At 69.5% G+C, this 25,710-nt stretch carries 25 protein-coding genes, 3 tRNA genes and 1 pseudogene; 14 read left to right on the forward strand and 15 right to left on the reverse strand.

What is annotated here, in order from left to right:
* Positions 1-289: 289 nt before the first annotated feature.
* Positions 290-571 carry a mycothiol system anti-sigma-R factor gene (rsrA, locus tag HNR23_RS16345; RefSeq protein WP_184076472.1) on the reverse strand — a complete coding sequence of 94 codons (282 nt, stop codon included), beginning with the start codon at positions 569-571 and terminating at the stop codon, positions 290-292.
* Positions 568-1,212 carry a sigma-70 family RNA polymerase sigma factor gene (locus tag HNR23_RS16350; protein WP_184076474.1) on the reverse strand — a complete coding sequence of 215 codons (645 nt, stop codon included), beginning with the start codon at positions 1,210-1,212 and terminating at the stop codon, positions 568-570. Before HNR23_RS16350 ends, rsrA begins: the two co-directional genes overlap by 4 nt.
* 461 nt (positions 1,213-1,673) lie before the next feature.
* On the opposite strand from HNR23_RS16350, the gene HNR23_RS16355 reads away from it, so the two are divergent.
* Positions 1,674-2,465: a methyltransferase domain-containing protein gene (locus HNR23_RS16355; RefSeq protein ID WP_184076476.1), complete on the forward strand. Its 792-nt coding sequence runs from the start codon at positions 1,674-1,676 to the stop codon at positions 2,463-2,465.
* 189 nt (positions 2,466-2,654) lie between these two features.
* On the opposite strand, the gene thiC is transcribed toward HNR23_RS16355, so the two are convergent.
* The 4 genes and pseudogenes from thiC to HNR23_RS27655 form a co-directional block, all read right to left on the reverse strand.
* Positions 2,655-4,325 carry a phosphomethylpyrimidine synthase ThiC gene (thiC, locus tag HNR23_RS16360; protein WP_281381846.1) on the reverse strand — a complete coding sequence of 557 codons (1,671 nt, stop codon included), beginning with the start codon at positions 4,323-4,325 and terminating at the stop codon, positions 2,655-2,657.
* A gap of 327 nt (positions 4,326-4,652) precedes the next feature.
* The gene (locus tag HNR23_RS16365; RefSeq protein ID WP_184076478.1) at positions 4,653-5,519 is read right to left on the reverse strand and encodes an SOS response-associated peptidase; all 867 of its coding nucleotides are present in this window, start codon (positions 5,517-5,519) and stop codon (positions 4,653-4,655) included.
* Positions 5,520-5,639: 120 nt separating this feature from the next.
* Entirely contained in the window at positions 5,640-6,173 is a 534-nt protein-coding gene (locus HNR23_RS16370) for a DUF5753 domain-containing protein (RefSeq protein ID WP_246421781.1), read from the reverse strand.
* A gap of 75 nt (positions 6,174-6,248) precedes the next feature.
* Positions 6,249-6,446: pseudogene (locus HNR23_RS27655) on the reverse strand (helix-turn-helix transcriptional regulator); the annotation flags it as partial.
* A gap of 99 nt (positions 6,447-6,545) precedes the next feature.
* Here HNR23_RS27655 and HNR23_RS16375 point away from each other — a divergent pair.
* Both HNR23_RS16375 and HNR23_RS16380 read left to right on the forward strand, forming a co-directional pair.
* Positions 6,546-6,953, forward strand: coding sequence for a hypothetical protein (locus HNR23_RS16375; RefSeq protein ID WP_246421782.1), 408 nt, complete (start codon positions 6,546-6,548; stop codon positions 6,951-6,953).
* On the forward strand, positions 6,950-7,102 hold the full coding sequence (locus HNR23_RS16380; RefSeq protein ID WP_184076482.1) for a hypothetical protein: 153 nt from the start codon (positions 6,950-6,952) through the stop codon (positions 7,100-7,102). The genes HNR23_RS16375 and HNR23_RS16380 overlap by 4 nt, the downstream gene beginning before the upstream one ends.
* On the opposite strand, the gene HNR23_RS16385 is transcribed toward HNR23_RS16380, so the two are convergent.
* A complete protein-coding gene (locus HNR23_RS16385) occupies positions 7,103-7,588 on the reverse strand; it encodes an OsmC family protein (RefSeq protein WP_184076484.1) in 486 nt (161 codons plus the stop codon). It abuts the gene before it with no gap.
* Positions 7,589-8,104: 516 nt separating this feature from the next.
* Between HNR23_RS16385 and HNR23_RS27535 the strand changes: the two genes are divergently transcribed.
* From HNR23_RS27535 to HNR23_RS16410, 5 genes are all read left to right on the forward strand, one after another.
* Positions 8,105-9,142 carry an amidase domain-containing protein gene (locus HNR23_RS27535; RefSeq protein WP_184076486.1) on the forward strand — a complete coding sequence of 346 codons (1,038 nt, stop codon included), beginning with the start codon at positions 8,105-8,107 and terminating at the stop codon, positions 9,140-9,142.
* A 39-nt stretch (positions 9,143-9,181) separates the two neighbouring features.
* A complete protein-coding gene (locus HNR23_RS16395) occupies positions 9,182-9,586 on the forward strand; it encodes a hypothetical protein (protein ID WP_184076488.1) in 405 nt (134 codons plus the stop codon).
* A 102-nt stretch (positions 9,587-9,688) separates the two neighbouring features.
* Positions 9,689-10,963, forward strand: a complete 1,275-nt coding sequence (aroA, locus tag HNR23_RS16400) for a 3-phosphoshikimate 1-carboxyvinyltransferase (protein ID WP_184076490.1) — start codon at positions 9,689-9,691, stop codon at positions 10,961-10,963.
* The gene (rsgA, locus tag HNR23_RS16405) at positions 10,960-11,961 is read left to right on the forward strand and encodes a ribosome small subunit-dependent GTPase A (protein WP_184076492.1); all 1,002 of its coding nucleotides are present in this window, start codon (positions 10,960-10,962) and stop codon (positions 11,959-11,961) included. Before aroA ends, rsgA begins: the two co-directional genes overlap by 4 nt.
* Positions 11,962-12,070: 109 nt before the next feature.
* Positions 12,071-12,835, forward strand: coding sequence for a Clp protease N-terminal domain-containing protein (locus tag HNR23_RS16410; RefSeq protein ID WP_184076494.1), 765 nt, complete (start codon positions 12,071-12,073; stop codon positions 12,833-12,835).
* A 423-nt stretch (positions 12,836-13,258) separates the two neighbouring features.
* Here the strand turns inward: HNR23_RS16410 and HNR23_RS16415 are convergent, their stop codons facing one another.
* The 3 genes from HNR23_RS16415 to HNR23_RS16425 form a co-directional block, all read right to left on the reverse strand.
* Entirely contained in the window at positions 13,259-13,672 is a 414-nt protein-coding gene (locus HNR23_RS16415; protein WP_184076496.1) for a hypothetical protein, read from the reverse strand.
* A 324-nt stretch (positions 13,673-13,996) separates the two neighbouring features.
* A complete protein-coding gene (locus HNR23_RS26860) occupies positions 13,997-14,632 on the reverse strand; it encodes a DUF2087 domain-containing protein (RefSeq protein WP_184076498.1) in 636 nt (211 codons plus the stop codon).
* A 254-nt stretch (positions 14,633-14,886) separates the two neighbouring features.
* Complete coding sequence (locus HNR23_RS16425; protein WP_184076500.1) at positions 14,887-15,507, reverse strand: TetR family transcriptional regulator; 621 nt, start codon at positions 15,505-15,507, stop codon at positions 14,887-14,889.
* 94 nt (positions 15,508-15,601) lie between these two features.
* On the opposite strand from HNR23_RS16425, the gene hisN reads away from it, so the two are divergent.
* The 5 genes from hisN to HNR23_RS16450 all read left to right on the forward strand — a co-directional run bounded on the left by hisN (position 15,602) and on the right by HNR23_RS16450 (position 20,522).
* Entirely contained in the window at positions 15,602-16,408 is an 807-nt protein-coding gene (gene hisN, locus HNR23_RS16430; protein ID WP_184076502.1) for a histidinol-phosphatase, read from the forward strand.
* Between the two features lie 79 nt (positions 16,409-16,487).
* Positions 16,488-17,093, forward strand: coding sequence for a hypothetical protein (locus HNR23_RS16435; protein ID WP_184076504.1), 606 nt, complete (start codon positions 16,488-16,490; stop codon positions 17,091-17,093).
* Between the two features lie 299 nt (positions 17,094-17,392).
* The gene (locus tag HNR23_RS16440; RefSeq protein ID WP_184076506.1) at positions 17,393-18,610 is read left to right on the forward strand and encodes an ABC transporter permease; all 1,218 of its coding nucleotides are present in this window, start codon (positions 17,393-17,395) and stop codon (positions 18,608-18,610) included.
* A gap of 13 nt (positions 18,611-18,623) precedes the next feature.
* A complete protein-coding gene (locus HNR23_RS16445; protein ID WP_184076508.1) occupies positions 18,624-19,700 on the forward strand; it encodes an HlyD family efflux transporter periplasmic adaptor subunit in 1,077 nt (358 codons plus the stop codon).
* A 78-nt stretch (positions 19,701-19,778) separates the two neighbouring features.
* Positions 19,779-20,522, forward strand: a complete 744-nt coding sequence (locus tag HNR23_RS16450; protein ID WP_394353826.1) for an ABC transporter ATP-binding protein — start codon at positions 19,779-19,781, stop codon at positions 20,520-20,522.
* A 62-nt stretch (positions 20,523-20,584) separates the two neighbouring features.
* Here HNR23_RS16450 and HNR23_RS16455 read toward each other — a convergent pair.
* From HNR23_RS16455 to HNR23_RS16470, 4 genes are all read right to left on the reverse strand, one after another.
* A tRNA-Met gene (locus HNR23_RS16455) sits at positions 20,585-20,661 on the reverse strand.
* A gap of 211 nt (positions 20,662-20,872) precedes the next feature.
* Positions 20,873-20,949: transfer RNA gene (locus tag HNR23_RS16460), tRNA-Met, on the reverse strand.
* Between the two features lie 129 nt (positions 20,950-21,078).
* Positions 21,079-21,155, reverse strand: a tRNA-Met gene (locus HNR23_RS16465).
* Positions 21,156-21,308: 153 nt separating this feature from the next.
* Positions 21,309-24,371 (reverse strand): UPF0182 family membrane protein, encoded by a 3,063-nt coding sequence (locus tag HNR23_RS16470; protein ID WP_184076512.1) that lies wholly within the window; start codon positions 24,369-24,371, stop codon positions 21,309-21,311.
* Positions 24,372-24,642: 271 nt separating this feature from the next.
* On the opposite strand from HNR23_RS16470, the gene HNR23_RS16475 reads away from it, so the two are divergent.
* Positions 24,643-25,182, forward strand: coding sequence for a PPA1309 family protein (locus HNR23_RS16475; protein WP_343070588.1), 540 nt, complete (start codon positions 24,643-24,645; stop codon positions 25,180-25,182).
* A gap of 85 nt (positions 25,183-25,267) precedes the next feature.
* On the opposite strand, the gene HNR23_RS16480 is transcribed toward HNR23_RS16475, so the two are convergent.
* A complete protein-coding gene (locus HNR23_RS16480) occupies positions 25,268-25,627 on the reverse strand; it encodes a hypothetical protein (protein ID WP_184076514.1) in 360 nt (119 codons plus the stop codon).
* Positions 25,628-25,710 lie beyond the last annotated feature (83 nt).

Here is a 25,710-nt window from a genome sequence, read left to right on the forward strand (position 1 = left end):
CGATACCGCCAGCTGTATCTTATCCGCTCTTCCCCTGTTTCGCCCCTGGTTCGCGGCATATGGCGGTGCTATGCCGCACTTGGGGCAGGAGAGCCGGGAGACGACGCCCGGGGCGGCGCCCATTCCCCGGCCCCTCCCCGGGACTACAGCAGCGGCAGGGGAGGAACAGCCGGGCCCGCGCCGAGCGCACGCACGCGGCGCGCGCCGGACGGGCGGGCCGGAGCAGCCCGGGAGACCCGGGAATTCCAGGACGTCCCGCCCGGGTCCGGGCATCCAGGGTCCCCGGCGCCTAGACGCTGCGCTCGCGCGCCTCCTGCTCCTTCTGCGCCGCCTCAAGCCGGTGCAGGACCTTCTCGCGCAGGTCCTGGGGAACGGGATCGCACCCGCAGTGCTTGGCCACCAGCTTCTTCACGGCCTCTTCGAGGCCGTACTCCTCCAGGCACGGACCGCACTCGTCGAGATGCTTGCGAATCTCGTCGCAGTTGGTCTCCGCGAGCTCGCCGTCGATGTAGGTGTACACCTTGGCCAGAACGTCGCTACAAGGCGTAGCGTGCGGTTTGCCGCACATCATCGCTGGTCCCTCCGACGTGCCCCACCGGTTGATGCTTCCATGGCCCCGGCCTCGATCCCCCCCGACGGGAGGATGCCGCGGTCGACCGCGTACTCCTCAAGGAGCGAACGCAGCTGGCGTCTCCCCCGGTGCAGGCGCGACATCACGGTCCCGATCGGGGTGTCCATGATCTCGGCGACCTCCTTGTAGGCGAACCCCTCGACGTCCGCCAGGTAGACCGCGATCCGGAAGTCCTCCGGAAGCTCCTGCAGCGCACGCTTGACGTCACTGTCGGGAAGGTGCTCCAGCGCCTCGGCCTCGGCGGACTTCAGCCCGGTGGAGCTGTGCGACGCCGCCTGCGCGAGCTGCCAGTCCTCGACGTCCTCCGTCCCCGCCTGCTTGGGCTCCCGCTGCTTCTTGCGGTAGGAGTTGATGAAGGTGTTGGTGAGGATCCGGTACAGCCATGCCTTGAGGTTCGTTCCCTCCTTGAACTGGTGGAACGAACCGAACGCCTTGGCGAACGTCTCCTGGACGAGGTCTTCGGCGTCGGACGGGTTACGGGTCATCCGCAACGCGGCCGAGTACAGCTGGTCCAGGAACGGGAGGACGTCCCGCTCGAACCTCGCTCCTCGATCCTCGATCGTCTCTTGGCCCTGATTCAAACCCGCCTGCCTCCTTGTGCTGGCATCTCGTGGGGCAACCGTAGCCTCACGATACGGCCCGGGGGCGGCGGCACGCACGCTGGAGTCCGGCGGCGACACATCCGGACGACTCTTCAGCAAGCAAGCGCTGGCGCTGGGCATGAACCTGCCTTTACTGTCCTTATCAGGTCGCACTCGACGGTTGCGGGGCCGTGAACCGGCCGAGACCCGGGGTGCGGCCGGGGCTGACGGGTGATGTGGATGCCAACAACGGGCACCGCCCGGTGATTCCGCCCCGTCATAGCGCCGACACCGCCCATGACTTCCTCCGACGGCTGAATCCCGGGAGGTGAGGCGTGAAAGAGTACGGGTAAAACCTCAGCATCAGACGTGGGAGAGGAGCGTGCGTGCATCCGTCCTCTAGTTCGGCAGCCCATGTGCCGAAGTCCCCGTCCACCGATACCGCACCGGACCCCCAAGCGATGCGGTCCCCTGCGGCACATTTCTCCACCACGGATTCACTGACCGCCTACTGGCGGTTCTACTGGGCGGTAGCCGACGCCCAGCTGGCCCGCTGGCTCCCCCGAGCCCCCGGGCTGATCCTGGACATGTCCCACCCGGACTTCCCCGGCGCGCAGCGCGCCGTGGCCGCCGGGCACGATGTCGTCCCGCTCCTCCCCTCGGTCGACAGGACCGTGCGACGCCCGCTGACGCTCGTCAACGGCCACGCCCCCGCCCAGCGCGGCCAGACCCCCGGTCGGCTCCGCCCGGTCGTCGGGGACGCCACGCTGCTGCCGAGCTTCGCGTCGAACGTGTTCGACGGCGTCATCGCCGACAACCGCGTCCTCTCCCAGCACCTGGCGACCGAGTCGTCACTGGCCGAGATCGCGCGAGTGCTGCGCCCCGGCGGGCGCACGCTGCTGTCCGTCGACTCCGTTGTGCTGGGCATGGCGCTACTGGCCGAACAGGACTGCTGGCCGGAACTGAGCTTCGCCCCCATGGCCGACGTCCTCCTGGTCCCGTGGCCCGACGGGTCCATCACCCGGTGCTTCACAGCCGAACAACTCTGTGAACTGCTGACCGAGGTGGGTCTGGAGCTGGAATGGATCAAGCCGCGTACGGTGCTGTCGGCATCGACGGTGGAAATGATGGTGAACGGCGACCCGAGAGCACTGAACCGGCTGGTCGACATGGAACTGAAAGCGGCCGAGTCCGACGACTACGTCGGCGTCCACCTCCTAGCCAGCGCCCGCAAGCCCGACAAGAGAGCCTAGGTGGCCGACCGCCACCCACCACCGAAAGATAACGCGAGGATAACGCCTCGCGTTATCGCAGGTCATTTGCTGTGAGCCCCGCACACGCGGGGAAGGTGGCGGGGCGCAGCAGTGGGCCGCCGGGGTGCCTGACGGCACCCCGGCGGCCTACGTTCGTTCAGGACCCAGCCCGACGAGGAAGCATCTCCCCTAGTCGGTGATCGGCAGGTAGACGCGCTTGCCCTGGTCGGCGAACTCTTCGGACTTGTCCTGCATGCCCTTCTCGATGGCTTCCACCGTCGACAGGCCGTTCTCCTCCGCGTACTTGCGGACGTCCTGGGTGATCTTCATCGAGCAGAACTTCGGTCCGCACATGGAGCAGAAGTGCGCGGTCTTCGCCGGCTCCGCAGGCAGGGTCTCGTCGTGGAACGACTGGGCCGTTTCCGGGTCGAGGGCCAGGTGGAACTGGTCCTGCCAGCGGAACTCGAAGCGCGCCTGGGACAGGGTGTCGTCCCATTCCTGCGCGCGCGGGTGGCCCTTGGCCAGGTCGGCGGAGTGGGCGGCGAGCTTGTAGGTGATCACGCCGGTCTTGACGTCGTCCCGGTTGGGCAGGCCCAGGTGCTCCTTGGGCGTCACGTAGCAGAGCATCGCCGTGCCGTGCCAGGCGATCTGCGCCGCGCCGATGGCCGACGTGATGTGGTCGTACCCGGGCGCGATGTCGGTCGCCAGCGGCCCCAGCGTGTAGAACGGGGCCTCACCGCACAGCTCCTCCTCCAATCGCACGTTCTCGGCGATCTTGTGCAGGGGCACGTGGCCGGGACCCTCGATCATCACCTGGACGTCGTGCTCGCGCGCGATGTGCGTGAGTTCGCCCAGCGTCCGCAGTTCGGCGAACTGCGCCTCGTCGTTGGCGTCGGCGATCGACCCCGGCCGCAGGCCGTCCCCCAGCGAGAAGGTGATGTCGTACTCGCGGAAGATCTCGCACAGCTCCTCGTAGTGCGTGTAGAGGAAGCTCTCCTTGTGGTGGGCCAGGCACCACGCGGCCATGATCGAACCGCCGCGCGACACGATGCCCGTGACCCGCTTCGCCGTCAGCGGGACGTAGCGCAGCAGCACGCCGGCGTGGACGGTCATGTAGTCGACACCCTGCTCGGCCTGCTCGATGATGGTGTCTCGGTAGATCTCCCAGGTCAGCTCGGCCGGGTCGCCGTTGACCTTCTCCAGCGCCTGGTAGATCGGCACCGTGCCGACGGGCACCGGGGAGTTGCGCAGGATCCACTCCCGCGTCTCGTGGATGCGCTTGCCGGTGGACAGGTCCATGATCGTGTCGGCGCCCCACCGGCTGGCCCACACCATCTTCTCCACCTCCTCGGCGACCGAGGAGGTGACGGCGGAGTTGCCGATGTTCGCGTTGATCTTCACCAGGAAGTTCTTGCCGATGATCATCGGCTCGGACTCCGGGTGGCGGCGGTTCGCGGGGATGACCGCCCGCCCGATGGCGACCTCGGACCGGACGAAGTCCGGGTCCATGCCCTCCCGGGCGGCGATGAACCGCATCTCCGGGGTGATGACGCCGGCCTTCGCGTAGGCCAGCTGGGTGACCGCCCCGTTGACGGGGGTGCGGTCGTTGATCCACGCCTCGCGTGTCCGGGCGAGCCCGGCGTGCACGTCGATGGTCGTGGAGGAAGCCGCGTCCGTATACGGACCGGAGGTGTCGTACAGATCGATGTGGCTGCCGTTGCTGAGTCCGACCCGCCGCTGCGGGACCCGGAGCGTCCGCCCGAAGTCGGGGTCTTCGACCTCCAGGTAGACCTTCTCCGACCCCATGATGGGGCCCGTGGTCACGGTGGGTTGGACACTACGGTCGTCAAGCGCCGTCAAGGCACGCCTCCCTACGCCGGAATTACCCGAACAGGTTCTGCGGTCGGCGGCGCCGTCCCCTTCGGGGGACAGCCGCCCTCTCAGCCCGCCAAGGCGCGAGCTCCCGCGGTTCTTCACTTTTCTCGTCCGTGCGCCGTCACGGCGACCGGCCTGCGCACCCCCGCCGAGCGGGTGCGACGCGGATCGGCGCGGTCCCGTGTGCACGGCCACGGACCCGGTATGACCGGGGCCACGATACCCATGACGTGCGCGAGGTTTCCACCCCGGGGGGCGGATCGCGGCGCGCGCGGTCCGGCGGGGACGGATGGGGCGAAGGGAGGCGCGCGGCTAGAACAGGGTGCCCGACTCGGGCTCGTCCTTCACCGGTTCCAGCAGCTCGGGGCCGTTGTTGCGGACACTGTTGACCTCGGTGCCCACCTGCTGGATCCCGAAGTCGCGCACCGGTGTCGCGGCCATGACGTGCTGGAGGTCGGCGAGCTCGGCGGCGGGGTCGAGCCAGGTGTCCCAGGCGTCGCGCGGGACGACGATCGGCATCCGCTCGTGGATGTGCTCCAGCTCGGGTGCGGCCTGAGTGGTGACGACGGTGCAGGTCCACAGCCAGGCGCCGGGGTCCTCCTCCGGGAGTTCCGGGTCGCGCCAGCGCTCGAACAGTCCGGCGAGGGCGAGCGGTGAGCCGTCGGTGTAGCGGACGGCGTAGGGGCGCTTCTTCGCTTTGGCCTTGCGGCGCTTGTGCCCGGGGTCGGTGGCGGGGGACGTGCCGGGCTCGGCGGCGCCGGGGGCCTGGTCGTTGGGGAGCAACTGCCACTCGTAGTAGGCGTCGGCGGGCAGTAGGCAGCGGCGGCGCTTGAACGCGGCGCGGAAGGACGGCTTTTCGGCCACCGTCTCGCTACGCGCGTTGATCATCTTGTAGCCGACGTTGACGTCCTTCGCCCAGGACGGCACGAGCCCCCAGCGCAGCGTGCGCAGGTACTGCGGCCCGGTGGGGTGGGCACCGCGGCCGACCTCGCCGGGCGGCGTCCCGAGCACGGCGTAGACGGGTTTGCCGGGAGCGATGTTGTAGTCGGGCTGCAGTTCCTCCAGGGGCGGCCAGGCACGGGCGTCGCGGGCCGCCTCGACCGCTTCGTCGATCTCGGGGAGGTCGAAGGCGAGCTGCAGCTCGTGCTGATTTCGCGCCTGGGCATAACGACCGCACATGGGGGCCAGTATTTCACCGGCCGTGGCGCGCGGTGAACACTCCGGGCCGGGGAGCGCGGCGGCGGCCGCCGCCCGTTTCGTGTCGGGTGTGGTGCTCCCCTGGTCGGCATGCGCGGGCGGTCACCGCAGCCGGCCGAGGACCTGCCGGATGAGGTCGATGGAGCGCCGGGGCGGGTACGCCTCGGCCTGCAGGGCGCCGAAAAGGGAGAGCATGCGGTTGACCTTGTCCGACTCGCGGAAGCTCTGCCCGCCGAAGGTGTTCTCCATGTGCAGCAGGTTGCCGGTGGGGAGCTCGAAGATGCGGAACGGGGTGCACAGGCCCGGGTGGTGGCCGATGTCGTCGGGGATCACCTGCAGCCGGATCTTGCCGCTGCTCATCAGCTTCTCCAGGTGTTCGAGCTGGAGGCGCATGATCCTGCGGTCGCCGATGGTGCGGGTGATGACGACTTCGTCGACGACGAACCACAGGGCGGGGGCCTCGGGCAGGACCGCGTCGAGGCGTTCGCTGCGGGCCTTGACGACCGATTCGATGCGCTCGGCCGGGACGCCGACCTGACGTGCGCTGATGAGGGTGCGCGAGTAGTCGGGGACCTGCAGGAGCCCGGGGACGAGGATCGGGTGGTACTCGCGGATCCGCCGCGAGGCGCGCTCCATGCGCAGGACGCCGCTGAACCCCTCGGACAGCTCGTCGCCGTCGCCCAGTTCCGCCCGGAGCTGGCGGAGGGTGCCTCCTGTAGCGAGCTCACGATCCAGAATGTCGCAATGCTCCGCCTTTGGGGTCCGTGTTCCTTTTTCGAACGCACCGATCAGCTGTCGCGATATCCCCACCGAACGCCCGAGCTGGTCCTGCGTTTTCCCAGCTCGTTCGCGTAGACGCCGGAGTTCGGCGCCCCACCGGAGCCACGCTCCATTCCCTTTCTCCACCATGTTCCAAAGTTGACACAGTGCGCCACATCATGCCACGGATTCCACGAAAAGCTAGAGTCATGTGGCTTCTATGGAAGGTCGGCCGCCGTCACGCCATTCTTGGAGCAGAGCACGGGAATCGGAGAACCACATGAGATCGCCGAGGGCGCGGGCCCGCCTTCTCCGCACGAGTACGGCCACGACCACCAGGCACATCGCTGCCTCCGCGACATGTCGGGGGTGGCCGTAGTGCTGGCCGCACGACCGACCTTCCAGACACGGAGCGGGGTCACGACCGTGACGCGCGGGCGCATCCGCATCACCTACGACCGCCACGCCGCAGAGTCCCGCCAGTGGAGTGTCCACTTCGACGGAAAACAGGTCGCCGAACGGGTGAACATGGACGACGCCCACTGGGCGCTACTCACCTCCGGCGTCACCACCATGCCGGAGGCGGTCGACCTACTGAACGCCGCCAAGGGGTGCCAGAGCGCCCGCCGACGCCTCAGGCGGCAAGGAGCAGCGTGATCGTCGCCGATCGGCAGGACCTGGCGGGTCGACTGTCCGACGTGGACGATCGCTTCGCTCAGGTCGACACCCCACTCGACCGACTCGAAGTCGGCCAGGCCGAGATGCGCGACGTCCTCACCCGTATCGCCGCCACGATCGGCGCCTGATCACGCGGTCGCGCCGGCGACCTCGATCACGGGCTCGTGGTGGACCGGGAAGTTCACCGAGCGGGCGATGAAGCAGACCTGGTTCGCCCGCCGGTGCAACTTCTCGGCCACCTCGACCATGCTGGCGTCGGCGACCGTGACCACCGGGTGGAGGGTCACCTCGGAGAAGTCACCGGACGAGTCGGCTCGGGTGACCATGGTGCCGGTCGCCCGGTCCTCATAGGCGACCACGTTCACCTTCGCCGCCACCGCCAGCGCGAGATACGACAGCATGTGGCACTCGCTCAGCGCGCTGACCAGTAAGTCCTCCGGGTTCCAGCGGCTGGGGTCGCCGCGGAAGGCGGCATCGGCCGATCCCCTGATCACCGGGCGCCCCTCGGCCTCGATGTCGTGGGAGCGTCCGTAGTCGCGATACCGCGTGGTGCCCGATCCGGTGTTCCCCGTCCACCGCGTCCGGACCTCGTAGTGGTGCACCTTGTCCGCCATCGCTCCCCCTTCGGTCCGATCAGATGTTCGACGGCGTCTCGCGGCCCAGCATGCCATGTCGTGATCCCGATGTGGAGCACGGGACGCGGGAACGCCATGTCGACCGTCCGCACCGAGCGGACTTCTCCTATCGCACCCGGACCGCGGTCCGGTTCTCCACCGTCCGTTTCCGGACACGAAGCCAAAGATCAATCACTGAAAAGATCCACATCCACACGTCCACCGCAGTGTCAGACGTACCACGCCAGCTGCACGGACTCGATCGACACTCTTTCCGCTCCAGCAAGAAACACCAGCCATCCCATCCTCGCGATCAAAATGATCACAATGGTCGGCTTGCTACGTTGAAGCCGCCTATCCGCGAGACTGAAAGGGATAGCTTTGCCCCCCCTTATTAGACGTTCTCTATGCATCGGATCCGCTGTCACGCTGGCACTGGCCCTGACGCAGCTGCCCGCCACCGCGGAGCCCCAGGCCAGCGGCGCTTCCTCAACCCCGTCTACCGACATTCTGGATGTGAATGCCTTCGCCGAAGACCTCGCACAGGCCGTCGAGTCACTGAACAAGGAGTTTCTCGTCGGAGACGCCCAGACTGCGTCCGCAAACCCGCAGGATGCGGCTTCGTCTCTGGTAGACACGACCATCAAAAAGGAATCCCCCCTAGACGCACCCGCCATACGGGAAAGCCTGTCGCAGGAAGCAGTTCGCCTCATCGGGTCCCAGAGAGTACTGACGGAGGAAGACGGAATCGAGATCGAGTCGACGTCCGTCTCGGTCGACTCCGTCGATGTGGAGGAGTCGTCTCAGACGTCATCGACGATCGTGACCGTCGACCTGCACATCATCCGTGACATGGGCAAGGATGACTTCGGTGAGAATGCGGCATGGGAAGAGGTCATCCCCTACGTCACCCGGCTCAACGAGACCACCGGCATACCGATGTCACTCGACATCATGAACGAGCCCGAAGACCAGGTCGAAGGGCAGGACCCCATCCAGATCGACGGCCCAGTGGCTCCCACGCCCTCCACTCCCGAAGAGCAGGAGCTCTACGAATACGGCGGCCCCCGAGATGAGGTCGAAACCCGCGGCCTCAGCGCAGCGAACCGAGCCAAGGTGTCCCGCTACGCCAAGAAGCACTGGAAGAACTACAACAAGAACTACCGCCGTTTCGGTCAGGACTGCACCAACTTCGCGTCACAGGCTCTGCGTGCGGGCGGTTGGAAGCACAAGACCGGCTACTACAAGTCAACCTCCGCGTGGTGGTACAACAGACTCAACCAGTCACGATCCTGGGTCAACGCCGAGTACTTCTACCAGTTCGCCCTGAAGAAGTCCAAGCGTACGAGCATGCACAGCAGCCCCGGCAAGCTCCGGACCGGTGACATCCTTCAGTACCGGACGAAGAGGGACAAGGCCAAGAGCCACACCATGATCACGACCGGCAGAAAGAAGGGGCAACCCCTGCTCACCTATCACACCCGAGACACGCTGAACAAGCCTCTCTCTCAGATCAGAAAGCCCAATAGAATTCTCTATCCTCACAAGGTATGAACCATAGAACCGGAGATCCGAGTGATAAGGAATGCGGTCTTGGCCGTCCCCCTGCTAGCGTTCCTCTCCGTCACAACAGCCTGTTCGTCTCCGGGCTCGGAATGCGGATCAGGCACTGACTCCGCCGAAAGCGCTGTTCAGAGATTCCTAGCGGACGTTTCTGCAGGACGCGACGAGGGCGCGTGCCGCTATCTCACCGAGGGGCGGACGCCCGACTCACGCGAAGCCGAGGCACTTCGTACCCGGTTGGGTGGTGCGGACCCCGCGTCGTTGAGGATCGCTACGACCGACCAGATGGGCGCAGAACACGTCGTTACCGTGCGAACGGATGACGGCACCTGGGTGGGCGACTTCAGCGTGATCGAGGGGGACTCCTTCCTCCTCTCCTCGTGGGTGACCGACGAGGAGTATTCCCCGGACGCTTCGGACGCGGACTCGTCCTAGCGTCCCGCTCCGCACCGATGAGTACGGCCCCGACCACGTGGTCGGGCCGGTGCGCACGGCAGAAGGCCACAGGTCGGCACCGGCCCCGGCTACCCTTGGGGCATGCCGACCTCCGCACCGACCTGGCCTGCTCCTACCGCCCGCGGCCCCGTGGACGCCACGGTCAGCCTGCCCGGATCGAAGTCGATGACCAACCGCGCGCTGATCCTCGCGGCGCTCGCGGAGACGCCCGTCGTCGTCCGACGCCCGCTGCGCAGCCGCGACACCGACCTCATGGCCGCCGCCCTGCGCGCCCTCGGGATCGGCGTGGTGGAGCAGGGGGCCGACTGGGCCGTCACGCCCGCCCCGCCGCGCGGGCCGGCCGCGCTGGACGTCGGCAACGCGGGCACGGTCATGCGGTTCGTCCCGCCGCTCGCGGCACTCGCCGACGGCGACGTCGACTTCGACGGCGACCCGCGGGCGCGCGAGCGTCCCGTCGGTCCGCTGCTGGACGCCCTGCGCGCCCTCGGCGCCGACATCGACGACGGCGGGCGCGGCGCCCTTCCCCTCGTCATCCACGGCACCGGCGCCCTGCGCGGCGGCCCGGTCACCCTGGACGCCTCCAGTTCCTCCCAGTTCGTCTCCGCGCTGTTGCTCAGCGGCGCCCGCTTCGGCGACGGGGTGGAGGTCCGCCACGTCGGCGACCCGGTCCCCTCCCAGCCGCACCTGGACATGACCGTGGAGATGCTGCGGGCCGCCGGGGTTCACGTCGACACCTCCGTCCCCGACGTGTGGCGGGTGTCCCCCGGCCCCGTCAAGCCGGGTGAGATCGCGGTCGAGCCCGACCTGTCCAACGCCGCGCCGTTCCTCGCCGCCGCCCTGGTGACCGGCGGACGGGTCACCGTGCGCGACTGGCCCCGCCGGACCACCCAGCCCGGGGATGCCCTGCGCGAGCTGTTCACCACCATGGGTGGCGAGGTCTCCTTCGCCGCCGACGGCCTGACCCTGCGCGGCACCGGCGAGATCCGGGGGATCACCGCCGACCTGCGCGAGGTCGGTGAACTCACCCCGACGATCGCGGCCGTCGCCGCACTCGCCTCGACCCCGTCGCGCATCACCGGCATCGCCCACCTGCGGCGGCACGAGACCGACCGCATCGCGGCGCTGGTACGCGAGATCAACGCCCTGGGCGGCGACGCCGAGGAGCTGCCGGACGGCCTGGTGATCCGCCCGCGCCCGCTGCACGGCGGCGTGTTCCAGAGCTACGACGACCACCGGATGGCGACCTCCGGTGCCGTGATCGGCCTCGCGGTGCCCGGGGTGGAGGTGGAGGACATCGCGACCACGGGCAAGACACTGCCGAACTTCCCCGAACTGTGGGCGGGGGTCACCGCGTGAGCGGCGGCAGGGGCTACATCGACGAGGACGACATCCGCGTCCGGGCACGGGGCGGGTCGCGCCCGCGCACCCGCAACCGGCCCAAGCATGAGGACGCCCGCGAGGGCTTCGTGACGACGGTCGACCGCGGCCGCTACCGCTGCCTGGTCGACGGGCGGCCCGTCGTCGCGATGAAGGCGCGCGAGCTGGGGCGCGGCAGCATCGTGGTGGGCGACCGGGTGGCCCTGGTGGGCGACCTCTCCGGCCGCCCCGACACGCTGGCCCGCGTGGTGCGGGTCGAGGAGCGGCGTTCGGTCCTGCGCAGGACCGCCGATGACACCGACCCGGTCGAACGCGTCATCGTCGCCAACGCCGACCAGCTGGTCATCGTCTGCGCGCTGGCCGACCCGCCGCCGCAGCCGCGGTTCATCGACCGGTGCCTGGTGGCCGCCTACGACGCGGGGCTGGAGCCGCTGTTGTGCCTGACCAAGTCCGATCTCTCGGACCCGGACGGGGTGCTGGCGATCTACGCGTCGCTCGACCTGCCCAACGTCGTGACGAGTCTCGACGGCGACCTGGACGACGTGCGCGGCCACCTGGCCGGCCGCACCAGCGTGCTGGTGGGCTCGTCGGGGGTCGGCAAGTCCACTCTGGTCAACCGGTTGCTTCCGGATGCCGCGCGCGCGGTCGGGGACGTCAACCCGGTGACGGGGCGGGGGCGGCACACATCGACGTCGGCGGTGGCGCTTCCGCTCGACGGCGGGTGGATCATCGACACGCCGGGGGTGCGCAGCTTCGGCCTCGCGCACATCAGCCCGGACGACGTGGTGGCGGGTTTCCCCGACCTGGACGAGGCCGTGGTGGAGTGCCCTTCCGGCTGCCCCCACACCGAGGGGACGCCCGACTGCGCCTTGGACACCTGGCTGGTGGAGGGGCGGCTCGACCAGGCCCGCGTCGACTCGCTGCGGCGTCTGCTCAGCAGCCGCGAGGGCGAGGACAACACGGCGCCGTCGGCGTGACGGGCGCGGGCCGGTCACAGGCCCCACCTTCTCTCCCCTCGACCACCCCGGCGGACGTATCGTCAATCATGGGTTGACGCCCACCCATGCGTCAACCTAACGTTGACGCATGGAGAAAACCACACCCACCCCCCACCCGGTCCGACTGGACGAACTCATCGAGGCGATCAAGGGAGTCCGCTCCGACCCCCTGGAGCAGCTCTCCGATGCGGTCATCGCCGCCGACCACCTCGGCGAGGTCGCCGACCACCTCATCGGGCACTTCGTCGACCAGGCCCGCCGCTCGGGGGCATCGTGGACGGACATCGGCAGGAGCATGGGGGTGAGCAAGCAGGCCGCACAGAAGCGGTTCGTGCCCAAGGAGCCCATCGGCCCCGCCGACCTCGACCCCGACCAGGGCTTCCGCCGCTTCACCCCGCGCGCCCGCAAGGTCGTCATGGCCTCGCAGAGCGAGGCACAGGCGGCGGGCAATACCGAGATCCGCCCCGAGCACCTGGTGCTCGGCCTCCTGACCGAATCCGAGGGGCTCGCGGCGCGGGCGATCGTCGCGCAGAACGTGACACTGCAGGCGGTGCGGGAAGCCGCGACCGCCGCACTGCCGCCGGCGGCCGACGAGGTTCCCGGCCTCGTCCCCTTCGACGCGCAGTCGAAGAAGGCCCTGGAGCTCACGTTCCGCGAAGCCCTGCGTATGGGGCACGGCTACGTCGGCACCGAGCACATCCTGCTCGGCCTGCTGGAGGTGGAGGACGGCTCCGGAGTGCTGAGCGGGCTCGGCATCGCCAAGGCCGGAGTCGAGCAGATCACCCGGGCCGTGGCCGACGCGGCAGCGGCGGCCTTCGGCGCCGACGCGCCCACCTCCTCCGACCGGGAGTAAGGCGGATGGAATCGGCATCCCGGCATGGGCCGGGGCTGGGTGGTCGTGGCGGGGCGGGCGTAGGGCGGGGGGCCGGTGCCCCGCTGGACGGCCTTGTCGGCGGACATGTGCGGGGCGGTCGGTGGCCAGGCAGCGCCGAAGGCGGAGCGTGGCCGGGCGCACCGGATCGCGAGCTGCGGACGTCCCTTCTCCTCCCGACGCCCGATTTACCCGGTTCCCGCAAATGACCATGGGACGTGATCGGGCGAAATGAACACCATCGGATACCAGCCCATGATCATCGCAGGAAGCGGTCCCGCGACCGCCCCCGGCCCCGGGATCGCGGACCCCGCCCGGAGAGAACCTCCGGGCGGGGAATGACGCAGGTCCTCGGCCCCTGGACGTGTCCGGGAGGCCGAAGATCCGCGGCCGGTCAGGCCTGGGTCACTTTTTCTGGTGCTTCCAGCCCGAGTGCCACTTGCCCCAGTTCGTCGCGCCCGGCCAGCATCCGCCATCGCTGCAGACGGTGGTGGTCCACTTCAGACGGCTCTGCATTCCCGACCCGGCGCCGTAGTACTGGACACGCCACCGGATGTCGCCTTTTCCGTACCGGTGGCAGGTCCGCCACACCTCGGCCTTGTTGAACGCTTTCTGGCGGTACCAGGCGGTCCTCCGGACACCGTCGTCCTGGGCCTTCACGAACTCCAGCCCCCCGTAGTTGCGTCGACTGATCGACTTGACCCCGACATACTGCTCGGCGCCGACCTTGTGGGGGATGCAGCTGGAGCCCTTGGTCGCGTACAGGTAGTAGGCACGCCCGACGCTGGCTTGGGCGGAAGCGGACTGAGCCCCCGTCACCACAAGCGAAGCGGCTGTCACAGGCACCAGGAGTGCCGCCAGCACAGCCTTCACGAACTTCACGGTGATCCTTTCTCGGTTATGGGCACGCGAAGGTCGCGCCGCCGCTGCGGGGGTAGGACAGCGACGGCTTCTCCGTGACCGGTTTCGACCGCGCGCACCCGGAGAGTTGCATGCGCACCTGCCGGCCCGGGGACGGCCAGGCGGAGCTGGGTGTCGCTCTTGTCCCCAATGCGCGATTACATGGGGCTTGCGTATTAAAGCATCGTTAGTGGCGCTTTGGACGTTGGCGCGGCACCGGTTGCGCGTACTGGCCGGAAGCGGTCACACCTCGACGGTCCCGCCGCAGCGCCAGTAGTGGGCGGTGTCGCGGTCGAGGAAGCCCTCGTCGACGAGGTGGCGGCGGAGCATGGCGTGATCGCCGTGGAAGTTCCTCAGGACCGCGTTGACCTCGGGTTCGGTGTAGCGCACGCCGGGTTCGAAGGTACGGGCGACGTAGTCCAGCAGCACCAGGCGCTTGGCGCGCTGCACGGGCATGGCCAGGATGCGGCCGTCGCGGGTGAAGGCACGGAAGACCGCGGCCTCCTCCCGACCGCACGCGATGGGGGGTTCGTGCGGTCCGGGGGTCAGCGGCACCGCGTCGGCCCGGGGCGCCGACCGCGACACGGGGGTCGGCGGGCGACGGGCGGCCGGTGGCGCCGAGGCAGCGGCGGCGGTCATGGCGGCCGCGACGACGTTGCGCAGCTCCTCCGTCCGGGCGAACCAGTCGGCGCCGTCGCGCCCGACCAGCCCGCCCTGTTCGAGTTGGGCCAGCGCACGTACCGCGTCCGGCTCCGGAACACCCGCGCGGTCGGCGATCTCCGGACTGCCCGTGGCCCCCAGCACCAGGGCGGAGAAGACCCGCAGCCGCTCCGGAGCGCTCAGAAGGCGCACCAGCCGGAGTGGTTCTCCATCAGACATATCCCCATCGAAGCAGAGCGGGGGCGAGGCGTCACTAGGGCGTGTTCGGCGGATGCTTTCCTCCTGAGCGAGCGGCCGTCCGGGGCGGCGCTCGCAAGCCGCTTCACGACGTCGATCCAGGTCGACTTCACGAGTGGAGCGGCGCAGCGAGCGTCGTTCCGGTGGCCGCGAGCCGGAAATGATCCGTCAAACACGCCCTAGCCCTCGAAAGGGGGAGTCGGGGCCCGGGTCGCGGCGGGTCCCGGGCGCGGGGGTCAGGGGGAACCGGTCGATTCGCGGGTGGGGGTGAGCAGGCTGCGGACCACCAGTTCGACGCGGCGTGCGGCCTGGTCGGGGTCGGTCGGCAGGAGGACGTAGGAGAGGGTGAGACGCAGCGAGACCTCGACGATGTCGCCGCTCCGCTCGGCCAGGGACGGCCAGTTCTCGACCATGAAGGCGCGCATGCGCTCGCCGAGCGCGACGTGCAGCGGTTCGGCGCGCGTGGTGAGCACGGGCAGCATCTCGTCGTCGCCGGTGATGATCGCCCGCAGCAGCGGGTTATCCGCCGAGGACGCGAGGGTCCAGCGCGCCGCCTCCCCCACCGCGTGCACCGGGTCGCTGCGGTGGTCGGCGAAGATCGCCATCACCCCGTCCAGGAAGCCGTCCGCCTCGCGGACCACCACAGCCTGAAGCAGGCCCTCCTTGCTGCCGAACTCGTTGTAGAGGGTCTGTCGCGACACCCCCGCGCCGCTCGCGATGTCGGCCATGCGCAGCCGCCCCCACCGGCCGGCCAGGATCGCCGTGTAGGCGGAGTCGAGGAGGCGGTCACGGACGCCGCCGGAGGCGTCGGGCCTGCTCCCGCCCTCAGGGGTCCTGCGCTCGCTGGGGGTCGTCATGGGTCCCATCCTCCCACGCGGCCCGCTAACACTCCGGTCACGCGGGGGTGCCGGACCAGCACATGGGCCCCGAACAGGGATATCGTTGCGCGATATGGCGTCCTATGACGATGATCTGCGTCTCGCCCACGTCCTCGCGGACGCGGCCGACGACATTTCGCTCAAGCACTTCCGTGCTCTCGACCTCAAGGTCGACACCAAGCCGGACCTCACCCCGGTGACCGAAGCCGACCGGGCGGTGGAGGATGCGCTGCGCGGCGTGCTCTCCCGCGCGCGCCCTCGGGACGCCGTCATCGGAGAGGAATTCGGCAAGACCGGCAACAGCCACCGCGTCTGGTGTATCGATCCGATCGACGGCACCAAGAACTACGTCCGCGGCGTCCCCGTATGGGCGACGATGATCGCGCTACTTGAGGGCGACCGGCCGGTGGTCGGCCTGGTCTCGGCCCCGGCACTGAACCGGAAGTGGTGGGCGTCGAAGGACAACGGCACCTGGTCCGGGCGCAGCCTCACCAAGGCCACGCGGTGCAACGTCTCCCAGGTCTCGGAGCTGGAGGACGCCTCGCTGTCGTTCTCGGAGCTCTCGGAGTGGGAGCAGCAGAACCGGCTCGACTCCTTCCTGGGGCTGCAGCGATCGGTGTGGCGCGCCCGCGCCTACGGGGACTTCTGGTCCCACGTGCTGGTGGCGGAGGGAGCGGTCGACATCGCCGCCGAGCCGGAGCTGTCCGTGTGGGACGCCGCGCCACTCCCGGTGATCCTGGAGGAGGCCGGCGGCCGCGCCACCGACCTGCACGGCCGGGACTTCACCGACGGCGGGGCGCTGGTGTGCACCAACGGCCGCCTGCACGACAAGGTGCTGACCTGGCTGAACGGTGGGCCGACGCCGCTGCGGGCGACCTGAGCTCCCGTCGTGGTCAAGGCGGGCCACGCTTCTGAGCTTTGTGCACACGCATGACTACTCTGAGTAGTACTCTGCGTGCATGGGGGATTCACCGGCTCGTCGTGTCCTGCTGTCCTTGCCCGCCGCGGCACTCGGCGCGGTCGTCGCCGGAGGGTGCGGGGACGTCCCCGACGTCCCTGTCCCCTCGGCCGTCCAGGAGCTGGAAGCGGTGTTCGAGGAGAAGAGAGCCGAGCTGGCCGTGGAGGCCGACCGGTTCACCCGGCGGGACAGCAGACCCGAGCTGAGCGCCGGAACGGCCCACCTCGGCGCCGGTGGCCTCCGCTTCGACCCGGAGGCCGTGGCCTGCGAGCCCCGGCCCTACGGCGGCGCGCCCGGCGCCTGGGAGACCTCGGCGCCCCGGGAACGGCTCTCCGGAAGCGAATCGGAGGCCGACGGCAGTGTCGAAGTCGGCCTCCGCAACCGCGATGGGGCGACCCGCTTCCCCGTCAACGCCCGCGTCATCACCCCCGACGACACGGCCTACTCGGTCGAGACGACGCTCACCGGCACCGCCTGGCGGCGCCTCTCCTTCCCCGACGACTTCCCGGCCCCGCGCGGACCCCTGCACGAGGGCTCCTACACCGTCGTCTGGTCCGCGTCGGAGGACCTCACCCTGCTCGCGTGTGACGGATTCCACCGCGGGTAGCCGGAGGCGAACACCGCCCGGCGTATCCGGCCGACCCGGCCGCCCGGCCGACCAGCGCCTCGTGCGTTCCGTACACATCGCCGGAACCGGCCGTTTCCGTACCGAGGGTGACACGCGCGACGCGGCCCGCTAAGGTTCCCACGCCGGGCGGTCGCGGACCGATCGACAGCAGACGCCTTTCCGTCGAAATCCCCCGCGGAAACCGCGAACCGAACAGACGTCCCCGTGCGATGACGTAGTCGGTGCGCGTGCGTCAACGCGCGCTTCGCCCCTCCTACACCCGCGAAAGGGCCGACGGCTTGCTGCGTTCCCTCATCGCCGGCCTCGTGCTGGCCTTCGCCGGGTCTCGGGCCAACGTGTCCCGGACCATCCTTTCCTGCGCCGGCATCGTCGTCGGCGTGGCCTCCCTCATCACCGTCGTGACCGCGGGGGACGTCGGCGAGCGCTTCGCCGAGTCCTACACCGAGTCCAACTTCGGCGTCGCCGAGACGTTCCAGGTCGACATCATGGGAGAGCGCGTCACCGACCTCGACGCACTGGAGACCGACCTGAAGCGGGCCGGAGCGACCACCGTGTCGATGCTGCACCGGCCGGAGGGCGAGCTGCGGATGCGCGCCGGTGGACGGCTCATCGACGACGCGGACACCTTCGTCGTCGATGCCGACCTCGGGGACATCCGGCGGATCAACATGGTCGCCGGACGCTGGTTCACCGAGGCCGACGACACCTCCCTCGCCCCGGTGGTGGTCGTCAACGAGAACCTCGCCTCCGAGATCGGCGACACCGCCGAGCTGCAGATCGGCACCGGCGAGTGGGTGGACGCCCGGGTCGTCGGCATCATCGAGGCGACCGCCATGGACGGTGGCTGGAACACCGCCTACGTGCTGCGTTCCGCGGCGAGCGACCCGGTGCTGTTCCCCGGCGGCCCGCCGGACGGCGACACCGGTGACTTCACGATGCTCGGCTACACGGTGCGCACCGAACCCGGGACGGTCACCGACACCGAGTACGTCGAGCGGCTGGCCTCGGCCTCCTGGCGGTGGGGGGTGGAGCGGAAGGACAGCATCCAGGTGATGCGCTCCGACAGTGCCGAGGTCATGGACCGGATGCTGGGGTACATGTCGCTGGGCCTGTTCGGGATCGCCGCGATCACCCTGGCGACCGGGATGCTGGGGGTGCTCAACGTCGGGCTGGTGACGGTGCGGGAGCGCCGCCGCGAGCTGGCCACCTACCGGGCACTGGGGGCGAACCGGTTCACGCTGTTCATCACGGTCGTCGCCGAGTCCGTGGTGGTGTCGATCGTCGCGGGGGCGGTGGCACTCGCACTGTGCTACGCCGGCGCCGCCGCGGCCGACGTTTACGCGCGGGACCTCCTGCCGTCCGACGTCACTCTGTACGTGCCCTTCCAGGGCGTCCTCGTTGGCCTGGGCAGCGCCGCGGGCGTGGGCCTGCTGGCCGGAATCATCCCCGCGTGGCGGGCGCTCGGGGCGTCCGTGGTGGCCGGGTTGCGGGAATAGGAGCGGATCTCACGTGAAGAAGAAGTCGATCATCACGGCGGTCGTGGTGGCCGTCATCCTGGGGGTCGCCGGGGGCGGCTACCTGTGGTTCGCACAGCTGTCGCCGGGAGGCGGCGAGGACCTCGCCTCGATGGAGGGGCCGGACGGGCTCGACGGGGGTGGCCCGGTCCCCGTCGAGCACGGGGAGATCAGCTCCAAGGTGGTGCTGGACGCCACCGTGCGCGCCGACCCCGCGGACCAGGTCAAGGCGAAGCGGGGCGGGAAGGTCACCCGCGTGTGGGTGGGCGACGACCAGACGGTCGACCAGGGTGCCCCGATCGTGACGCTGGCGGTGCCGCGGGAGGACGCGGACGGGCAGGGCGGGGGCGATGACGACGGCGGGGCATCGGCTCCGGCCACGACCGAGGTCACGCTGAAGGCCCCGGCCAAGGGCAAGGTGAGCGGGCTGGACGACCTGGAGACCGGCGACCCCGTCGAGACCGGGGCCGTCGTCGCCGAGATCACCAAGGACTCCTACCGGGCCGTGGCCGCCATCCCGCCCAACGACCTGTACCAGTTCTACGACAAGCCCAAGGAGATCAAGCTCAAGATCGACAAAGGCCCGGCCGCCGAGGAGTGCGAGTTCATCGGGCTGGGCGAGGCCGAGAAGGGCGGGGCCTCGGACGCCGGGCAGGAGTCCGGCGGTGGTGGGGACCCGTTCGGCGACAGCGCCCCGGACAGCGGCGGCGACGGCTCTGGCGCCGAACTGTCGTGCCGGGTGCCGTCGGACTTCACGGTCTTCCCCGGGGTGAAGGGGAAGATGTCGGTCATCACCGGCAAGTCGAAGAACGCGCTGATCGTCCCGCTGACGGCGGTGCGCGGCAGCGCCGAGAAGGGCGAGGTCATCGTCGTCGGCTCGGACGGCTCCCAGGAGGTCCGCGAGGTCGAACTGGGGGTCTCCGACGGCACCTCGGTCGAGGTCACCAAGGGCCTCACCGTGGATGACCAGGTGCTCGACCCGGTACCGCTGGACGGCGACTTCGACGTGCCCTCCCAGGCGGAGGACCCCTATGCGGACGAGGACGGCGAGTTCCTCGGGGAGGGTTTCTAGATGGCGTTCCACTCGCCCCGGGCGGCCCGGGTGCGCCCGCACGCGGCGGACGTCACCCCCACCGAGCCGGCGGAAGCCATGGAGCCCGGGGCCCCCGAGGGGGTGGCGGAGGCGGCACCGCGCCGGGCTCCGGCCCACCGACGCACCCCTGACGGGCCGCTGCTGAGAATCCGCGGGCTGCGCCGCTCGTTCATGGTGTCCGGCGAGCCCCTGCACGTGCTCCACGACTGCTCGATGGACGTGGAGCGCGGTGAGGTGGTGGCGATCGTCGGGCAGTCGGGGTCGGGCAAGTCGACCCTGCTGAACCTCCTGGGCCTGCTGGACACGGCGGACGGCGGCGAGCACGTATTCGACGGCGTCGACGTGACCCGGCTGCGGGAGGGGCGGCGGGCACGGCTGCGCAACCACGGGATCGGGTTCGTGTTCCAGCAGTTCCACCTGTTGGAGCGGCGCAGCGCCCTGGCCAACGTGGGTGTGCCGATGGTGCTGGGCGGCGTGCCGCTCATCCGCCGCCGCGCGGTCGCCAGGGAGCTGCTGACGTCGCTGGGACTGGGGCACCGCCTGCACTCGCAGCCGCACCAGCTCTCCGGCGGTGAACAGCAGCGGGTGGCCCTGGCTCGGGCACTCAGCCTGAACCCCGCGCTCATCCTCGCCGATGAGCCCACGGGCGCCCTCGACGCCGCCACGAGCGAGATGATCATGGACCAGCTGCTGGAGCAGGCGCAGCACCGCGGGGCTGCGGTCATCGTGGTCACCCACGAACCGAATGTGGCCGCGCGGGCCGACCGGACGATCCATATCGCCGAGGGCCGCACATACTGAGCACGAAGGCGAAGAGAAATCGGGCCCGGTAATCGATAATTCGATTACCGGGCCCGATTTCGTGGTAGCGGGGACAGGATTTGAACCTGCGACCTCTGGGTTATGAGCCCAGCGAGCTACCGAACTGCTCCACCCCGCGTCGGTGTTCCTTCACAATAGCGCGCCCGCCGCCACAACACCAAATCCGAGTCCGCCACCGCGGACGGCCTTCGGAAGAGGCGGATGCGGAGGTCGCGGGCGCGGAACACAGGCCGCGGCCCCCGATGCGCGGAACGTCGCCGCCCGCCCGCAGGGGGAACACGAAAAAATCGGGCCCGGTCTCGATGGTGCGAGAACCGGGCCCGATTTCGTGGTAGCGGGGACAGGATTTGAACCTGCGACCTCTGGGTTATGAGCCCAGCGAGCTACCGAACTGCTCCACCCCGCGTCGGTGTTCCTTCACAATAGCGCGCCCGCCGCCACAACACCAAATCCATTTCCGCCGCGGCGGGCGGTCGCCGACGGGCGAAACGAATCGGGCCCGGTCTCGATGGTGCGAGAACCGGGCCCGATTTCGTGGTAGCGGGGACAGGATTTGAACCTGCGACCTCTGGGTTATGAGCCCAGCGAGCTACCGAACTGCTCCACCCCGCGTCGGTGTTTCTACACAGTAGCGCGCCCGCCGCCACAACACCAAATCGGCGGACGCGTGGCCGACGAGACGCGGGCCGGGGCGGGGGCGAACCCCCGTCCCGGCCCGCGGCCGAGGAGCCGGGTGCGGGCACCGCGCCCGCACCCGAGGCGTCCTTAGTCGTCGCCCTCCCCGGCGGCGTTCTCCAGCCGCTCCAGGGCGTCGGCCAGCCGGTCGTTGGCCTCGCCGTAGGCGGCGAAGTCACCGTCCCGCAGCGCTTCCTGGCCGTCCTCGTAGGCCTTCTGCGCGTCGGCCAGGGCCTGGGCCACGTCGCCGCCGGTCGTGGCATCGTCGTCACGGCCTGCGTCGGCCTCGGCATCCGGTGCGGCCTCACCGGTCTCCAGGGGGCCGTCGCCCTCCTCGAAGAGGTTGTTCAGCGCCTCCTGGAGGTTGTTGCCGATGGCGACCTTCTCACCGAAGCCGACCATCACCTTCTGCAGCAGCGGGTAGGCGGTCTGGCTGCCCTCCGACTGCACGTACAGCGGTTCGACGTAGAGCAGGCCGTCCGCGAACGGCAGGGTGAGCAGGTTGCCGTGGATGATCCGCGACTGCTCGCTCTGCTGCAGCGGCAGGAGTTCGTCGCGGATCGCGTCATCGGCGCCGAACTGGGCCTGGACCTGCCCCGGACCCATGATCACCGTGTCCTGCGGCAGCCGCAGCATGCGCAGCTTGCCGTAGTTGTCCGACTTCGGGTTGCTGTCCACCGCCAAGAACGCGGCCAGGTTCTCTCGGCCACGCGGAACGAAGGTCGAGGTGAGCGAGAAGGTCGCCTCCTCGTCGCCCGGGTACTTCAGGGTCTGGCGGTACGGCGGCTCGGGGCTGTCGCCCTTCTTGGTCGGGTCCTCCGGAACGTTCCAGAAGTCCTGGCCGCCGTAGAAGGCGTCGGCGTCGGTGATGTGGTACCGCTTCAGGATCTCCCGCTGCACCTTGAAGATGTCGTCGGGGTAGCGGAGGTGGGAGTTGAGCTCCTCGCTGATCTCGTCCTTCTCGGTGATGATTCCGGGGAACGCCTTGGACCAGGTCTGCAGGACGGGGTCGTCCTCGTCCCAGCCGTAGAGCTTCACCGTGCCGTCGTAGGCGTCGACGGTGGCCTTCACCGAGTTGCGGATGTAGTTGACCTGGTTGCCGGGCAGGGCGTTGCTGATGCCGTCACTGAAGGTGTCCTCGGTGGCCTGCGCCAGGTCGATCCGGGTGGAGTACGGGTAGCCGTTGGAGGTGGTGTAGGCGTCCACGATCCACTGGACACGGCCGTCGACGATCGCCGGGTAGGGGCGGCTGTCGACGGTGAGGAACGGGGCGACCTTCTTCACGCGGTCGGCCGGGTCGCGCTCGTACATGATCCGCGACTGGTCGGTGATCGCGTTGTTCAGCAGGATGTCCGGCTCGCTGTACTTGAGCGCGTACAGGATCCGGTCGAAGTAGCTCGACAGCAGCACGCCGCCCTCACCGTCGTAGCGGTTGGTGGCCTGCCCGGTGTCGCCGGTGCCGTCCTGGGCGCCCTCGCCGTTCTGGCCGGCCTCGGTGCCATCGGCACCCGGGGCATCCGGGGTGTCCTGGGCGTCGGTGTCGGTGTCGGCGTCGGCCGGGGCCCGGGCGTCGTCGGCCTCGTTGCCGTCCTGGCCCTCCTGGCCCTCCTGGCCGCCCTCGGCGTCGGCGCCGGGGACGTCCTCCGGCGTGCCGGCGTCCTCGGTGGTGGGCACGTCCTCGGGTCCGCCGCCCAGCGGGAAGTCGTACTCCGGCTCGGCGTTCACGATGACGTAGTCGGCGCCCTCCATGCCGTAGTAGATGCGCGGCTCGTACTCGCCGGTGACGTCCGACAGCTCACCTGTCGGCGGGATGTTGTACTCGGTGAAGACCGGGCGGCCCTGGCGGTCGATCTTGTTGCCCGCCGCGGCCACGATGCCGAACCCGTGGGTGTAGACGAGGTGCCGGGTCAGCCAGTTGTCCTGGCCTTCGGGCGGGCCGTCGAGTTCGCGGGCGGCGATGATGGTGTCGACGAGCTGGCCGTCCTCGTTCTCGTACCGGTCGACGTCGAGGACCTCGGGGAACTGGTAGAAGCCGCGGACCTGCTGCATCTGCTGGAAGGTCTGGGAGACCACGGCCGGGTCGACCAGGCGGACGCTCGGGATGGTGGCGGCCTCTTCGGCCAGCTGGCTGGCGGTCAGCTCGGTCTGCGCGTCGTAGGAGTCGACCTCGGCGTCGACGAGCCCGTAGGCGTCGCGCGTCGCCTCGATGTTGCGCGTGATGTAGGGGCTCTCCAGCCGCTGCTCGTTCGGCTTCACCGTGAACTGCTGGACGATCGCCGGGTAGACGCCGCCCACCAGCACGGCGGAGAGCACCAGGAGGCCGAGGCTGACCATCGGCACCATGGCGTTCTTGAAGTAGATGTTGGCGAAGAACAGCACGGCGCAGACGAGCGCGATGAGGGTCAGGATGATCTTCGCGTACAGGACGGCGTTGACGTCGGTGTAGGACGCGCCGAAGGTGTACCCGGAATCGGAGAACACCAGGCCGTACTGGTCGAGCCAGTAGGAGGCGGCCTGCAGCAGGACGAAGACGCCGAGCAGCACGGAGAGGTGGACGCGCGCGGCCGGGGTGGCCCGCTGGCCCTGGGTCTGCAGGCGCACGCCGCCGTAGAGGTAGTGGACGACGACCGCGGCGATGAACGCGAGGACCACGGCCGCGAACAGGTAGCCGAGGACCACCCGGACGAACGGGTAGGTGAACGCGAAGAAGGAGACGTCCATCCCGAACTCGGGGTCGTTGACGCCGAAGGGGGTGGAGTTGGCGAACTGGAGGTAGATGTTCCAGTCGCTGCTGGCGGAGGCGCCGGCCAGCAGGCCCAGCCCGCCGGCGATGCCCCAGAAGAACAGCTTGCGGTGCGGGTCGATGGTCATCCGGTACCGGTCCAGGCCCTGCTGTTCCAGGCTCACCGGCCGGGACAGCGGTCGGGTGCGGTACGCGAAGTACATGCTGGCACCGACGATGAGCGTCATCACGAGACCGGCGCCGAGGAACAGCAGGACACGGGTCTGCAGCTCGGTCACGAAGACCGAGGTGAAGCCCACGGCGCTGAACCACTTGTAATCGGTCACGAAATTCACGGAGAGCAGCAGACCCGCGATGATGACGACCACGACTGCCGCGACGGGCGCGAGCAGCCTTGATCGGCGAGGCATACGCGCTGTCGGTGCGCCGGGCGATCGGAAGCTCACGCCTCCCCCTCGTTCTGACGGTCGATGTTGGTTGGCCGGTACACGGACGGCCCCTTCTGTGAGGGCAACTTATTGGGTCGCCTCAGGGTTCCCGAATCCACGCGCCGGAGCGGTGACAACCTGGCATCGACCTGGACTCGGAGCCGTATCGGCGATCTGTGTCTTCGAGCCTACTGTGCTGCCGGTTTCCCGTTCATCCTCCTGTCCGGTCCTGTGGATGGGCCACCATGGAGGGGTGTCTTTCAACATTCGCGAAGTCGTGATGGATCTCGAACGCCACGCCGCCGAGCAGGGCTGGGACCAGCCCGTCCGCGTCTACGCCCTGGTGCCCACGTCCGACCTGCTGGAGCGCGAGCCGGCGCTGGCGGGGATGCTGGGCGTGCAGGCGCCGGTGGACCCCGCGGCGCTGACCCCGATCGAGCAGGAGCCGCTGCCCGAGCGGATGCCCCTGGAGGAGGCCCTGGGCCGGATGGCCTGGCCCGATGCGGTGGCCGGGTGCGCGCTGGTGATGGAGCGCCTGGTGGTGAAGGGGTCCGACGAGACGCTGGCCCCGCCGCGCGGGGGCGACACCGGGCAGTGGGCGCGGGCGCAGGACGGCGCCGAGGAGATCCGGATGGTCGCGGGGGTGCTCCGGGACGGCGAGCGGCACTCGGCGCTGCGGATGCGCAGCCACGACAGCGAGGACCAGGTGCTCAACGGGGAGGACCTGGTGCCCGCGCTGACCTCGGCGCTCGCGCTGACACTGGAGGAGGACCCGGAGGACGGCGGCGCCTGAGGGCCGGCGCGGCGGTGGCGTTCGCCCGGCACCGCCGCCCGTTCACCGCGGCCGGATCAACGGTGCGGCCGACCGCGCGGATTCCTCAGCGGGGCGCGGCGCACAGCCCGGTGCCGGCGTCGATGAGTTCGCCGAGGTTGACCTTGAGGTCGTAGCGGGAGTCGGCGGCGTCGGCCCACACCGGCTCGATGCTGGGGAAGCCTTCGCGCTGCGCCTGGCTGTTGAGCTGGTACTCGGTGCCGTCGACGGTAGCGGTGACGATCTCGCCGCGGTAGCAGCGGAGTTCGGCGCTGTCGGGGACGAGCGGCCAGGTCTTCCCGTCGCGCTCGAAGGCGGACCGGGTGACCGCCTCCTCGCCGTCGGGCTTCTCGTCAGCGGCGACGGCGCACGCGCTCAGCAGACCGACGCCGCCCAGTAAGAGCAGGATGGCAAGCGTAGGACGCACGCTTCTCAACCTCCGGGGTCGATCGGGGAGAGGGGGAGCACGGAACGGGATGACTCTACGGGAGCCGGTCCCCGCCACCCCGC

Source organism: Nocardiopsis mwathae (assembly GCF_014201195.1).
GTDB classification, from domain to species: Bacteria; Actinomycetota; Actinomycetes; order Streptosporangiales; family Streptosporangiaceae; genus Nocardiopsis_C; species Nocardiopsis_C mwathae.

Excerpts from the sequence above, each read along its gene's own strand:
- rsrA (WP_184076472.1), bottom strand. The coding sequence starts at position 571 with ATGATGTGCGGCAAACCGCACGCTACGCCTTGTAGCGACGTTCTGGCC.
- HNR23_RS16355 (WP_184076476.1), top strand. The coding sequence starts at position 1,674 with ATGCGGTCCCCTGCGGCACATTTCTCCACCACGGATTCACTGACCGCC.
- HNR23_RS16365 (WP_184076478.1), bottom strand. The coding sequence starts at position 5,519 with ATGTGCGGTCGTTATGCCCAGGCGCGAAATCAGCACGAGCTGCAGCTC.
- HNR23_RS16370 (WP_246421781.1), bottom strand. The coding sequence starts at position 6,173 with ATGGAGCGCGCCTCGCGGCGGATCCGCGAGTACCACCCGATCCTCGTC.
- HNR23_RS16385 (WP_184076484.1), bottom strand. The coding sequence starts at position 7,588 with ATGGCGGACAAGGTGCACCACTACGAGGTCCGGACGCGGTGGACGGGG.
- aroA (WP_184076490.1), top strand. The coding sequence starts at position 9,689 with ATGCCGACCTCCGCACCGACCTGGCCTGCTCCTACCGCCCGCGGCCCC.
- HNR23_RS16410 (WP_184076494.1), top strand. The coding sequence starts at position 12,071 with ATGGAGAAAACCACACCCACCCCCCACCCGGTCCGACTGGACGAACTC.
- HNR23_RS26860 (WP_184076498.1), bottom strand. The coding sequence starts at position 14,632 with ATGTCTGATGGAGAACCACTCCGGCTGGTGCGCCTTCTGAGCGCTCCG.
- HNR23_RS16425 (WP_184076500.1), bottom strand. The coding sequence starts at position 15,507 with ATGACGACCCCCAGCGAGCGCAGGACCCCTGAGGGCGGGAGCAGGCCC.
- hisN (WP_184076502.1), top strand. The coding sequence starts at position 15,602 with ATGGCGTCCTATGACGATGATCTGCGTCTCGCCCACGTCCTCGCGGAC.
- HNR23_RS16435 (WP_184076504.1), top strand. The coding sequence starts at position 16,488 with ATGGGGGATTCACCGGCTCGTCGTGTCCTGCTGTCCTTGCCCGCCGCG.
- HNR23_RS16450 (WP_394353826.1), top strand. The coding sequence starts at position 19,779 with ATGGAGCCCGGGGCCCCCGAGGGGGTGGCGGAGGCGGCACCGCGCCGG.
- HNR23_RS16470 (WP_184076512.1), bottom strand. The coding sequence starts at position 24,371 with ATGCCTCGCCGATCAAGGCTGCTCGCGCCCGTCGCGGCAGTCGTGGTC.